The organism is Gelidibacter algens, assembly GCF_001678675.1.
GTDB classification, from domain to species: domain Bacteria; phylum Bacteroidota; class Bacteroidia; order Flavobacteriales; family Flavobacteriaceae; genus Gelidibacter; species Gelidibacter algens.
Map to the genome: position 1 here is coordinate 65,101 of NZ_LZRN01000008.1, position 12,001 is coordinate 77,101.

Annotated in this window: 14 protein-coding genes; 6 read left to right on the forward strand and 8 right to left on the reverse strand. The window is 37.2% G+C overall.

The window, feature by feature from the left end:
* Nucleotides 1–71: 71 nt before the first annotated feature.
* The 5 genes from dapF (at nt 72) to A9996_RS05550 (ending at nt 4,103) form a co-directional block, all read left to right on the forward strand.
* Nucleotides 72–845 (forward strand): diaminopimelate epimerase, encoded by a 774-nt coding sequence (dapF, locus tag A9996_RS05530; RefSeq protein ID WP_066432028.1) that lies wholly within the window; start codon nt 72–74, stop codon nt 843–845.
* Entirely contained in the window at nt 845–1,369 is a 525-nt protein-coding gene (locus A9996_RS05535; protein WP_066432029.1) for a GNAT family N-acetyltransferase, read from the forward strand. Before dapF ends, A9996_RS05535 begins: the two co-directional genes overlap by 1 nt.
* Complete coding sequence (gene mltG / locus A9996_RS05540; protein ID WP_066432036.1) at nt 1,370–2,413, forward strand: endolytic transglycosylase MltG; 1,044 nt, start codon at nt 1,370–1,372, stop codon at nt 2,411–2,413.
* Between the two features lie 2 nt (nt 2,414–2,415).
* Nucleotides 2,416–3,327 (forward strand): DUF2279 domain-containing protein, encoded by a 912-nt coding sequence (locus A9996_RS05545; protein WP_066432038.1) that lies wholly within the window; start codon nt 2,416–2,418, stop codon nt 3,325–3,327.
* A 197-nt stretch (nt 3,328–3,524) separates the two neighbouring features.
* Nucleotides 3,525–4,103: a peptidoglycan-binding protein LysM gene (locus A9996_RS05550; RefSeq protein WP_248912321.1), complete on the forward strand. Its 579-nt coding sequence runs from the start codon at nt 3,525–3,527 to the stop codon at nt 4,101–4,103.
* Here the strand turns inward: A9996_RS05550 and A9996_RS05555 are convergent, their stop codons facing one another.
* The 4 genes from A9996_RS05555 to dnaA form a co-directional block, all read right to left on the reverse strand.
* Nucleotides 4,104–4,820, reverse strand: coding sequence for an SAM-dependent methyltransferase (locus tag A9996_RS05555; RefSeq protein ID WP_066432044.1), 717 nt, complete (start codon nt 4,818–4,820; stop codon nt 4,104–4,106).
* The gene (locus A9996_RS05560; RefSeq protein WP_066432048.1) at nt 4,820–6,223 is read right to left on the reverse strand and encodes a PQQ-dependent sugar dehydrogenase; all 1,404 of its coding nucleotides are present in this window, start codon (nt 6,221–6,223) and stop codon (nt 4,820–4,822) included. Before A9996_RS05560 ends, A9996_RS05555 begins: the two co-directional genes overlap by 1 nt.
* Nucleotides 6,224–6,283: 60 nt before the next feature.
* Nucleotides 6,284–6,736 carry a low molecular weight protein-tyrosine-phosphatase gene (locus tag A9996_RS05565; RefSeq protein WP_066432050.1) on the reverse strand — a complete coding sequence of 151 codons (453 nt, stop codon included), beginning with the start codon at nt 6,734–6,736 and terminating at the stop codon, nt 6,284–6,286.
* A 98-nt stretch (nt 6,737–6,834) separates the two neighbouring features.
* Nucleotides 6,835–8,262 carry a chromosomal replication initiator protein DnaA gene (dnaA, locus tag A9996_RS05570; RefSeq protein ID WP_066432052.1) on the reverse strand — a complete coding sequence of 476 codons (1,428 nt, stop codon included), beginning with the start codon at nt 8,260–8,262 and terminating at the stop codon, nt 6,835–6,837.
* A 191-nt stretch (nt 8,263–8,453) separates the two neighbouring features.
* Between dnaA and A9996_RS05575 the strand changes: the two genes are divergently transcribed.
* The gene (locus tag A9996_RS05575; protein ID WP_066432053.1) at nt 8,454–8,864 is read left to right on the forward strand and encodes an acyl-CoA thioesterase; all 411 of its coding nucleotides are present in this window, start codon (nt 8,454–8,456) and stop codon (nt 8,862–8,864) included.
* On the opposite strand, the gene A9996_RS05580 is transcribed toward A9996_RS05575, so the two are convergent.
* The 4 genes from A9996_RS05580 to ribD are packed head-to-tail and all read right to left on the reverse strand — an operon-like array spanning nt 8,861 to nt 11,999.
* On the reverse strand, nt 8,861–9,481 hold the full coding sequence (locus A9996_RS05580; RefSeq protein WP_066432055.1) for an IMPACT family protein: 621 nt from the start codon (nt 9,479–9,481) through the stop codon (nt 8,861–8,863). The genes A9996_RS05575 and A9996_RS05580 overlap by 4 nt on opposite strands.
* A gap of 1 nt (nt 9,482) precedes the next feature.
* Nucleotides 9,483–10,346 carry a DMT family transporter gene (locus A9996_RS05585; RefSeq protein WP_066432057.1) on the reverse strand — a complete coding sequence of 288 codons (864 nt, stop codon included), beginning with the start codon at nt 10,344–10,346 and terminating at the stop codon, nt 9,483–9,485.
* On the reverse strand, nt 10,343–10,954 hold the full coding sequence (locus A9996_RS05590; RefSeq protein ID WP_066432058.1) for an HAD family hydrolase: 612 nt from the start codon (nt 10,952–10,954) through the stop codon (nt 10,343–10,345). Before A9996_RS05590 ends, A9996_RS05585 begins: the two co-directional genes overlap by 4 nt.
* The gene (gene ribD, locus A9996_RS05595; protein WP_066432059.1) at nt 10,947–11,999 is read right to left on the reverse strand and encodes a bifunctional diaminohydroxyphosphoribosylaminopyrimidine deaminase/5-amino-6-(5-phosphoribosylamino)uracil reductase RibD; all 1,053 of its coding nucleotides are present in this window, start codon (nt 11,997–11,999) and stop codon (nt 10,947–10,949) included. Before ribD ends, A9996_RS05590 begins: the two co-directional genes overlap by 8 nt.
* Nucleotides 12,000–12,001: the final 2 nt, after the last annotated feature.

Sequence of the window (12,001 nt, forward strand, 5' to 3'; positions counted from 1 at the left end):
ATTTAACGCCAACTTTAACGCTGGTTTAACACTCCAAAAAACCATCAAGTTTTCTTATATTTGCCAAACTTATGAAACAGACCTTTTACAAATATCAAGGAACTGGAAATGATTTTGTGATGATTGATAATCGTCTCTTAACATTTGACAAAAACGATGCCAGACATGTTGCGTTTTTATGTGATAGACGATTCGGGATTGGTGGAGACGGTTTGATCCTCCTTGAAAACCATAGTGAGGTCGATTTTAAAATGGTTTACTTTAATGCAGATGGAAATCAGAGTTCTATGTGTGGCAATGGCGGAAGATGTATTGTGGCCTTTGCGAAATTTCTCGGTATCATTGAAAGCGCCACAACCTTTGAAGCTATTGATGGAAAGCATCACGCTGAGGTTGAGAAAGAAGCTGTAAAACTTCAAATGCAAGACGTGAAGGTGCTGGAAAAATTTGATTCGCATGTCTTTTTAAACACGGGATCGCCGCATCACGTGCAACTGGAAGATGATTTGCGAAATCTCGATATTAAGGCCATAGGCAGCAAGATTAGATATGGAGCCCCTTATAATACCGAAGGAAGTAATGTCAACTTTGTTTCCAAAATTTCAGAAGATGTCTTTTCTGTCAGAACATATGAACGCGGTGTTGAAGATGAAACATTATCTTGCGGCACTGGCGTAACCGCTGTAGCTTTAGCCATGAACTATATGGGGCAGACTGATAAGAATCTGATCACCCTCGAAACCGAAGGCGGAACGCTTGTGGTATCTTTTGAGAAAGTAGGACAAGGGTATAAGAATATTTGGTTAACTGGTCCTGCTGTTCAGGTGTTTAAAGGAGAGCTATAATGGAGACTTTAAAAGGAAAACAAATTTATTTACGTGCTTTGGAGCCTGAAGATTTAAGTTTTCTGCACAGTATTGAAAATGATGAACGGATTTGGGAACTGAGCAATACCCAAGTGCCATATTCGCACTATATCCTGAAACAGTATTTGTCAAATTCACATAAGGATATTTTTGAGGTGAAACAGTTACGTTTAATCATTTCAAACTATCAGGGAAAAGCTTTGGGGATGATTGATCTGTTTGATTTTGATTTTAAAAACAGTCGTGCAGGGGTTGGAATTTTGGTTCAGGAGCTTGAAGACAGACAGCAGGGTTATGGAAAGGAAGCCCTTCAGCTATTGATTGCCTACAGCTTTACACATCTTAATCTCCATCAACTCTATTGCAACATTACGGAAGACAATCAAGCCAGCATTGAATTATTTACCAATCAGGGATTTGAAATGATAGGGCTGAAAAAAGATTGGATTTTCAGTAATAAAACTTATAAAAACGAATACCTTTTCCAACTTATCAATAAATAAATGTATTTCAAAAAAATCTTTGTTGCCATCGCGCTTATCGGTTTAGTTGTGGCTGCCGTCATATCATACACCATCTATCAAACCATGTTTGTATCTAATACAGCCTTTAATAATGATAAGGCTTATGTGTATATCCCTACCAATTCCAATTATCAGGATGTGAGAGAACAATTAAAGCCTCTTCTAAAGGATATTGATAAGTTTGATGCACTTGCTAAACGTAAAAAGTATACAACCAATATCAAAGCCGGTAAATATGCCATTAAGAATGGTATGAATAATAATGATATTGTTAATTCTATCAGAAGTAATAATATTCCGGTCAAGCTGTCTTTCAATAACCAAGAATCGTTAGAACGTTTGGCAGGACGCGTCTCTATCCAAATTGAAGCCGATAGTTTAGAACTGTATAAAGTCATGTCTTCTCCTGAGTTTTTAAAGGCGAATAATTTTTCAGATAAGACAGCTTTGGGAATGTACATTCCGAATAGCTACGAATTTTTCTGGAATACCTCTGCAGAACAGTTTAGAGAACGCATGCTCAAAGAATATAATCGGTTTTGGAATGCTGAGCGTTTGGCAAAAGCAAAAACCATTGGGCTAACTCCTGAGAAGGTTATGACCATGGCGTCCATTGTGCAAAAGGAAACTGCCAAGGTAGATGAGCGTAAAAGAGTGGCTGGCGTATACATGAATAGAATAAATATTGGCATGCCGCTTCAGGCCGACCCGACGGTTATTTATGCCATCAAGCATACGTCAGGTGATTTTGACCAGATCATCAAACGTGTTCTATATAAAGACTTAGTTATAGATTCGCCTTATAACACCTACAAATATGCAGGATTGCCGCCGGGGTTGATTGCCATGCCGGATATTAGCTCCATTGACGCCGTGTTAAATTATGAAAAACACGATTATTTCTACTTTGTGGCCGATGTAAAGAACTTTGGCTATCATAAATTTGCAAAGACCTTATCGCAGCATAATGTCAATAGACAGGAATATGTACGCTGGATCAATCAGCAAGGTGTAAATAGGTAATAATGGTCCGGTTTAAATGCATTCTAATTGTCCTCCTAACCCTTGCCTCACAGGCCTTTTCCCAATCAAAATTTGAAAGTTTTCTCCAACCTAGTGACACCTTAAATACGTCAAGGAGAACTTCGGTTTACATCTCTGAAGCTGCTATTGGCGGTCTGACCTTAATAGGACTGCACCAATTGTGGTATGCAGATTATGAACAATCTGACTTCCATACGATAAATGATAGTAAAGAATGGCTACAGATGGATAAGATAGGCCATGTGTTTTCATCTTACCAATTGGGAAAAGTAGGGGCGAACGCCTTAAATTGGAGTGGCGCCAGTAAAAAAGAACAGCTGCTTTATGGGGCAACGCTTGGTTTTACATTCTTAACTGCCGTTGAGGTTTTTGATGGTTTTAGTAAAGAATGGGGTTTTTCTTGGGGAGATATGCTTGCCAATGCTTCAGGAACCGGACTTTATATTGGACAAGATTTGCTGTGGGAAGAACAGCGCATCACCTTGAAATATTCCTTTCATCAAACAAAATATGCAAGGTTGCGTCCTGATAAGTTGGGTGATGGATTTTTGGAAGAAGTTTTAAAAGATTACAACGGCCAAACCTATTGGCTCAGTTTTAATGTTCATTCCTTTATTAAATATGACCATATTCCTAAATGGTTGAACCTAGCCCTAGGCTATGGAGCAGATGGCATGGTCTTTGCTAACAGTGAGCCTGATAACATCTTTAGTGCCCGTAAAAACAGAAAACGACAGTTCTATTTGAGTTTGGATATAGATTTGTCGCGCATTGAAACACAATCACATGTGTTGAGATCCGTTTTTGATGTTTTGAACGTAATTAAAGTGCCTTTTCCAGCTTTGGAGTTTACCGATAAAAACGGCATAAAGTTCCACGGCATCTATTTTTAGAGAGCTTAAACGATTAATTTTGAGGGTTTAATAAATAGGGGTATCTTTGCAGGCTGAAATTTAAGTCTGTTTTGAAGATTAAAGGCTTTAAAAAAAATTAGGAAAAATAGTTAAAAAAGATCACTAATTATTTTGTCATCCCTTTTGCAATTTGTGTCATTTTAGTGACGGCACTTTTTCCAGAAAAAACGGTGGATATGACAAACTTCTCCACAGAAGGATTGGAATTAAACTATACAGTTTCTGAAGACATTGCACTTTTGGCTACCAACGAAACAATGGATCACAATATAAGTTACGATAGATACTTTCCGTATTTGGGCAAATCATACTTAGGGTTCAGAGAAGCACTCGCTTTTAAGGAGTCTCAAGGTAATTATTTTACGGTAAACGATTTGGGGTATTTAGGGAAATATCAGTTTGGTGCTGAAACCTTAAAGCTATTGGGGGTTTACAATCCTCAATTCTTTTTGTACACGCCGGAATTACAAGAAAAGGCATTTTTGGCAAATTCTGAGCGTAATAAATGGATCCTCAGGAAAGACATTTCTCGTTTTGTGGGTAAGGAAATCCACGGTATTACCGTTACCGAATCTGGAATTCTTGCTGCTGCCCATTTGGCGGGGCCTGGAAGTGTGAAGAAATTTTTAAGAAGCTTCGGAGAATATAATTTCTCTGATGCTTACGGTACTTCCATCTCTTCTTATATGAAGCGTTTTTCAGGTTATGATACGTCCTTCATAAAACCCAACCAAAAAGCTAAAGCCAATTTATAATCAGTCTTTGTGAATGATAAAAATGGCCGGGCGTTTGTGCAAGTCTACTTTGATATGCTGCCAATCGTTAGCTGAATAGGTTTTTATGTATTCTGATGGCAATGTAAGATCACATGCTACACAAATTCTGGTATGTGGATGCAGGGTAGCGTACAAATCTTCCAACATTTTATTATTCCGATAGGGAGTTTCAATAAAAAGCTGACTCTGGTTATGATCCTGTGACAGCTTTTCCAGACGTTTTATTTCTGATTTTCGTTCCTGTTTATCAATGGGCAAATAACCGTTAAAGGCAAAGCTTTGTCCGTTCATTCCTGAACCCATTAATGCCATTATAATTGAAGATGGACCAACCAGTGGCACCACTTGAATGTTATTCTGATGCGCCAGTTTTACAATATCAGATCCAGGATCAGCAACAGCAGGACATCCCGCTTCTGACAATAGGCCGATAGGTTTTCCATCCTTACAAGCGTCTAAAAACGATACTTTCTCAGAGTCTTCGGTAAATTTGTTGAGCAATAGTAACTTTAAAGAAGGTTGTGATTTTTCTGGATGGATCTGTTTTATAAAGCGACGCGCTGTTTTCTCATTTTCCACGATATAATCATCAGTGAAATCTATTATTTTTTTTATTGAAATAGGCAAAACCTCCCATACAGGGTTGTCACCTAAATCTGTTGGGATTAAATAAAGTTTACCTAATTGGTTTTCCATTAATTTTTGACGAATTTTCGGGTAGTTTTCTGTCCATCTGCATTATAAATCTCCATGAGATACATGCCCTTAGCCAAGTTCTCTGTGGAAATTTTTGACAAGTGGCTTTCAAAGGTAACCAATGTTTTTATTTGTTGTCCTTGAATGTTGTAAATATGCAATTTGGATATTGGGTTATTTTTACTTCCAAAATCTATAATAAGCTCTGCACCAGCAGGATTTGGATAAAGTTTCATATCAGGCAAGTCGGACTGCGCTATATGTAAATTAGGGTCTTTAATTTTGTATATTGATCCTGAATTGATAGCGCCAATATATAACTCGCCTTTGTTATCTTCTCCAAACGTCGTCCAGTTATTCCCTTGAAAGGCTTCAGAAAAAGCCATGGTCCATACACCTTCTTTTTCTGTAAGCATTCCTATTTCAGAACTGCAAAAATCAGCAAAAAAATAAATTCCTGTAAAATTAGGCTGAGCTACACCTCTATATCTATACCCCCCCGTAATAGAGCATTTTGGAACTCCACTGTTGATGTGTGAATATCCGGTAATGGGATACGTTAACGCGTCAACGTCTGAGCATTCTATGTCTGTATAAAATTCGTTTCCTTCGTAACAGGGCCATCCATAATTGAGGCCTCCTTCTGTAGCAGAAACGTTATTGATTTCTTCGGAATTGCTCTGTCCTACATCTGCAATCCAAAGTTCATTGGTGACGTGATCAATAGAAAATTTCCAAGGATTTCTCAGCCCATATGCCCAAATTTCATCCAAAGCGTCAGGGTTGCCTACATAGGGATTGGTGTCGGGAATGCCGTAATTTTTCCCATCTTCTGGTTTATCGACATCTATTCTCAAAATCTTTCCTAAAAATGAATTGAGGTTCTGTGCTTTTTTATCGGGATCACCATCACCTCCGCCATCACCAAGTGCGATGTAGAGCAGTCCATCAGCATTAAAAACCAATTCGCCACCATTATGATTGCTGTAAGGTTGTGGGATGATCATTAAAATGAGTTCTGAATTTGGGTCTGCCATTGAAGGATCTGCAGTGCTGCTAGTGAACCTGGAAATGATGGTTTCTAAATTTCCATTGACATAATTAACATAAAAATAACCGTTTGAGGTGTAATTGGGGTGAAAAGCCAAACCTAGCAGGCCGCGCTCATCTTGCGCATCACTTACCCTATCTTTGATATCTAAAAAGGGAGCGTCGTTGACTTTACCATCCTCATTGATGATGTAGATGAGACCACGGAGATCCACAATAAATAATCGAGAATCTCCCGCGTGCTTAATACTAACTGGATTAGGAACTCCCGAAACAAACAACTCAATTTCGATTTCCTGAGCAAAGCTATTAACACCACATAAAAAGCCAATAAGGAATATAATATTTTTCATAGTCTTAGTTTTTAAATAGTTAAGTCTAAGCTACAAAAAAAATTGACGATGAATAGAAAGTCACTGAGTTAAATTTTTTGCTATGTTTTCACAAGCATCATTCAAAAGCGTGAAGACCTCATCAAAATCTTCAGAAGTACCCCAATAAGGATCAGGAACCTCTTGTGAAGACGAGGAAACATATTTTAGAATCAACTGGACCTTTGAGATATCATCTGAGTTTCTTGCCAATTTCACCACATTGTCATAATTGGAGTGGTCCATGACATAAATAATATCATACGTGTCAAAATCTGATCGTTCAAATTGTCTACACCTTTGACCGGAAATATCGATGCCATTGGCTTTTGCTGTAGCAATAGAACGGTGGTCAGGTAATTGCCCTATATGATAATCTCCTGTACCAGCAGAGTCTACCGTAAATTTATCAGAAGAAAGTTTAGATTCAAGAATGCCATGTGCTAATGGAGATCGGCAGATATTACCCAAGCAAACCATTAGTATTTTTGTCATGATACTTTATTCTTTGTTAACGTTTAGAATCTATAGAAAATTGATGTTCACATAATAAGCGATGCACATAGGCCTCGGTTTTCATTCAATACTGTTTTCTAAAGGGCTAATTTTTTGGAAATATCCTCAACATATTTTCTAAACTGTTTGTCAGTAGAGGAGAGGTTGTCAACCGTTTTGCAGGCATGAAGTACTGTTGCATGATCACGTTTGCCAATTTGCGATCCGATACTCGCTAAAGATGCTTTTGTAAATTTTTTCGCAAAAAACATCGCTAACTGTCTTGCTTGAACAATGTGCCTTTTTCTGGTTTTGGATTGTAAAGTGTTGACATCCATTTGAAAGTAGTCAGAAACTACTTTTTGGATATAATCAATAGAAACTTCACGCTTAGTGTTCTTAACAAACTTCTCAACAATTTCCTTAGCAAGGTTTATCGTAATCTCTTTTTTGTTGAAAGACGATTGTGCTATTAAAGAAATAATGGCGCCTTCCAATTCCCTAACGTTGGTTTTGATGTGCTTGGCAACATATTCAATAATATCATCCTCCATTTCAACGCCATCACGATACAGTTTGTTTTTCAAAATAGACACGCGGGTCTCAAAATCAGGACTCTGTAATTCAGCTGAGAGTCCCCATTTGAATCGGGATAATAATCGCTGTTCAATATCCTGCATGTCTACAGGTGCCTTATCACTTGTTAAAATAACTTGTTTGCCGTTCTGGTGCAGGTGGTTAAAAATATGGAAGAATACGTCTTGCGTACCTGATTTTCCCGATAAAAATTGAACGTCGTCAATAATGAGGACATCAATAATTTGATAGAAATGAATAAAATCATTTCTGTTATTCTTCTTTACAGAATCGATATACTGTTGTGTGAATTTCTCAGCAGAGATATAAAGGACTGTTTTTTCAGGATATTTATCTTTGATATCAATACCAATGGCATGTGCCAAATGGGTTTTACCAAGACCAACACCACCAAAAATCAATAGGGGATTGAATGAAGTGCCACCAGGTTTGTTGGCTACCGCCAGTCCAGCATTTCTCGCCAAACGGTTGGAGTCACCTTCTAAAAAGTTTTCAAAACTGTAATTAGGATTGAGTTGCGACTCAATCTTTACGTTTCTGATACCCGGAATGACAAACGGATTCTTTAGTTCTGGATTCTTGTTCTTTAAAGGAATATCAACATCTTGTGATTTTAAGGTACTTCTATTTGAGCTTGGTATTTTTTCTGTAAACGGTTGCTTATTGCCATAAGTGTTTTCCATCTTAATAACATAAACCAGTTTTGCCGTCTCTCCAAGTTCTTTATTAAGGGATACTTTTAAGATCTTGACATAATGTTCTTCAAGCCATTCGTAAAAGAATTTACTAGGGACTTGAATACTTAAAGCGTTGTCAGTAAGTTTGACTGCTGTAATAGGTTCAAACCAAGTTTTGTATGCTTGGGGTTGTATATTGTCCTTTATAAAAGACAGACAATTATTCCAAACCGATTGCGCAGTTACCTCCATTATAAAAAGTTAATTTTTTGTTTGTAAGTCAGATTAGTAAAAAGAAGAGAAATTTGTGCTTTCCCTTGAATATTTTCTGAGACAAATATGTGAACAAAATTCTGAAAAAAAAAATCAAAAGCTATTGAATATCCAGTATTTTTTTCCCATGTTTAAATCTTGATGAAAGTACGAAAAATAAATTAAAAAAAATGTCAATTCCTTTATATTCCGATGAAATTGAACTTCGAGTTCGTTATGGTGAAACTGATCAAATGGGTGTCGTTTACCACGCTAATTACGCCCAATACTTTGAGGTTGGGCGTGTTGAATGGTTAAGGAAATTTGGAGTTTCTTACAAGCAAATGGAGGCCGACGGACTGATGCTGCCCGTGATAAAATTAGCTATAGAGTTCAAAAAGCCAGCCCTTTATGACGACTTAATTAAAGTGAAAACCCAATTGGTAAAATTGCCATCTGCCCGTATTGAATTTGACTATGAAATCACGAATAAATCTGGAGAAATTTTAACCTTGGGAAGCACCGTTTTGGTGTTTATGGATGTTAAACAGAATAGACCTACAAGATGCCCAAAATATCTTTTAGATAAACTGCAGAATTAATCGTTCAAAACTTTTGCATCAACCCCGAAAATGGCTTCAAAAGCTTTCAAAACATCTTTCGCTTTTTTTAATCGGACAGAAATATTGATCGTGCAATCCAATTCTAAAGTTTGATTTTTGATCTTTAATTTTTTTTCTTTGATGATTCGCATAACCTTATTCATGTCTTTGTATTCAAATTTCAGTTCTATGTCTTGATTTATAGTTCTTGTGACAATTTTTGAATGTTCCAAGGCCAATTGCGCTGCCGTTTTATACGCCGAGATAAGTCCACCAACACCCAATTTCACGCCTCCAAAATACCTGACCACAACAATCAGCACATTGGTGACTTCAAAGGATTGGATTTGTCCGTAAATAGGCATGCCTGCGCTATTGTTGGGCTCACCATCATCATTGACCCTAAATTGGTAGTGGTTTTCTTGGGTTCCAATTTGATAGGCATAACACCAATGTCTTGCAGAGTGGTGCTGCTTTTTGAGAGCTTCAAGATGAATTTTGACAGCATCTTCAGAGGTTACGGGAAATGCATAACCAAAAAACTTGCTGTTTTTTTCTTTGTACAAGACGTCATCAGAAGGTTTGGATAGGGTTTTATAGGTGTCTTTTTCTATCATCTTATGCAAACGTCACCAAATATATTGAAATTAAGGCTAAACCAATCCCAGCCCAATTTTTTTTGCTTAACTGTTCTTTGAAAATTAAAAGACCTATTAATGTGGAAACCATAACAATGGCAACATTGTTTATTGTAAAAAGCGTTGAGCTTTCTGTATTGGGTAAGTTGAGGGCTTTAATAATAAAAAACAGAGACGCATAATTGACAATGCCCAAAGCTATACCACCAAGAATACTTTTGGGGTCAAATTGAAATTCTTTTCTAAAGAATTGAACGGTCAGGATTCCAATTCCAACAACTGCTGCAATTAAGAAGATAGATGCTGAAAACAGAGAAATAGTATCTTCAGGAACATAATTATTCTGTAAATATTTGATGGAGGTATCAATAATTCCTGAGCCAAAAAAGAGTACCACAGGGAGCAGTAGATTTTTCTTGAAATTAACACTGGTCTTTGATTTTGCTGAGACTAGGTAAACGGAAATTAAAGCTAAAACAATTCCAATTATTTTCTGAAAGCCAATACTTTCCTCGTACAAATAGATGCCAAAAATAACAGGAATAATCACGCTCATCTTTGAAGCTACAGAAGCTACGGAAAGACCATTTTTTTGGGCGGTCCACGCCATAATATTAAAGATGCCTATAAACATGACTCCCAAAACAATACTGCCCAGAAACCATTGGGCTTCAAAAATACTTTGGATTGCTACAGGTTTTTGATTGATGAGCATACCACATGAAAAAGCCACTAAGTAATTAACCACAATGGATTGGAGCGTATTGACATTGAATTTCTCCAATAGTTTAAATACCACAAAAATCAGTAAGGAAGCAGTAATGCTGAGGATGAGGTATATCAAAACAATTCACTTTTAGCTGAAAACAGTGTGGTGATGTCTTCAGTTTCCGGATTAATATGCCAGGTGTGAATGCCTAATTTGGCAGCTGATAGGATGTTTTCTTCGGTATCATCAATAAATAAGGATTCCTCAGCGTTCATATTATTTTCCTTCAAAACGAATTCATAAATGTTCGCATTTGGTTTCCGTAATTGGATTTCGTGGGATAGGTAAAAAGCGTCAAAATTAGCTCTGAATTCTTCATAGAAACCTATATTTTCTTTGATCCAATTGATGTGCATTTCGTTGGTGTTGCTCAGTAAAATAAGTTTATACTTTTTATCGGCAGCCAGCTGTTGCACATATTCCAATCTGTGATTTGGAAAATCTCTCAAAATATAATTCCATGTACCAATAATTTCATCTCTGTCAAGGTTGGGGAAATTGTCCAAATAGAATTCCAGAAATTCGTCGGTAGACATCAATCCTTGTTCATAAAGTGCATTAATGGCATGAATTTCATCAGACAGCATATCCGTTCCAAATAGATTGAGTGCTCTGTCCAAGGCGCCTTTTTTATCAAGGTTAATGAACACATCGCCAAAATCAAATATCAAATTCTTAATCATTTACATATATTTTTAAAGTATCGTCTATAATTTTTTCCTCTGAAATCAAATGTCCTGCGCATTCGGGCGCTTTTGTGCCAGCACCAAATTTTGCAGGCCCTGTGAAAATCCTAGCTTCATCCCAAAGATTTTCATCAATAAAAGTTTGAAGCGTTTGACGACCACCTTCAATAATAACGGAAGTGATATCATTGTTAAACAGGATTGCACAGATTTGTTGGGCAATTTTTTCATTCGAATCCCAATTCAAAAAGTCAAAATTATAATCTAGCCTCTCCTTGTGTCTTGCATGGTGCCGATCACTTATTATGATTGTGGTTGCTTTTTGATCAAAAACAGCAGCATTCTTTGAGAGTCGTGAATTTTTATCCAAAACAATGCGTATGGGGTTTTTACCAGTCCAGTCCCTAACTGTCAAACTAGGATTATCTGCAATAACGGTGTTGGTCCCCACTAAAATGGATTGTTCTTCCGTACGCCATTTGTGAACCAATTGCCGAGAAATTCGATTGGTAATCCACACTGGCTTACGTTCATCTCTTGATTGAGGTGCAATAAAACCATCCGCAGTTTCTGCCCATTTTAAAATGATGTAGGGCCGTTTTTTATTGTGAAACGTAAAAAAACGCTTGTGGTGTGCTTTGACTTCATCTTCCAAAACGCCAACTATCACTTCACATCCTGAGGATTTTAATTTTTCAACGCCTTTTCCACCCACTTTACTGTGCGTATCAATAGTACCTATGACAACTTTTGGGATTTTAAATTTGAGTATGGCGTCAGCACAAGGTGGTGTTTTTCCAAAATGTGAACAGGGCTCTAAGGTGACGTAAAGTGTGGCCTGGTCCAATAACGATTTATTTTTGACATTATTGATAGCATTTACCTCGGCATGTGCGCCTCCATACGGACTAGTATATCCTTCGCCAACAATTTTTTGATCATGAACAATAACACAACCCACCATCGGATTTGGAGCTGTGGTGCCCAATCCATTTTTGCCAATGTCAATGCAGCGTTTTATGTATTTTTCATGTATATTCACGA

What these genes read in the sequence shown, in the direction of transcription:
- dapF (WP_066432028.1), top strand. Translation starts at nt 72, where the DNA reads ATGAAACAGACCTTTTACAAATATCAAGGAACTGGAAATGATTTTGTG.
- A9996_RS05535 (WP_066432029.1), top strand. Translation starts at nt 845, where the DNA reads ATGGAGACTTTAAAAGGAAAACAAATTTATTTACGTGCTTTGGAGCCT.
- mltG (WP_066432036.1), top strand. Translation starts at nt 1,370, where the DNA reads ATGTATTTCAAAAAAATCTTTGTTGCCATCGCGCTTATCGGTTTAGTT.
- A9996_RS05545 (WP_066432038.1), top strand. Translation starts at nt 2,416, where the DNA reads ATGGTCCGGTTTAAATGCATTCTAATTGTCCTCCTAACCCTTGCCTCA.
- A9996_RS05550 (WP_248912321.1), top strand. Translation starts at nt 3,525, where the DNA reads ATGACAAACTTCTCCACAGAAGGATTGGAATTAAACTATACAGTTTCT.
- A9996_RS05555 (WP_066432044.1), bottom strand. Translation starts at nt 4,820, where the DNA reads ATGGAAAACCAATTAGGTAAACTTTATTTAATCCCAACAGATTTAGGT.
- A9996_RS05560 (WP_066432048.1), bottom strand. Translation starts at nt 6,223, where the DNA reads ATGAAAAATATTATATTCCTTATTGGCTTTTTATGTGGTGTTAATAGC.
- A9996_RS05565 (WP_066432050.1), bottom strand. Translation starts at nt 6,736, where the DNA reads ATGACAAAAATACTAATGGTTTGCTTGGGTAATATCTGCCGATCTCCA.
- dnaA (WP_066432052.1), bottom strand. Translation starts at nt 8,262, where the DNA reads ATGGAGGTAACTGCGCAATCGGTTTGGAATAATTGTCTGTCTTTTATA.
- A9996_RS05575 (WP_066432053.1), top strand. Translation starts at nt 8,454, where the DNA reads ATGTCAATTCCTTTATATTCCGATGAAATTGAACTTCGAGTTCGTTAT.
- A9996_RS05580 (WP_066432055.1), bottom strand. Translation starts at nt 9,481, where the DNA reads ATGATAGAAAAAGACACCTATAAAACCCTATCCAAACCTTCTGATGAC.
- A9996_RS05590 (WP_066432058.1), bottom strand. Translation starts at nt 10,954, where the DNA reads ATGATTAAGAATTTGATATTTGATTTTGGCGATGTGTTCATTAACCTT.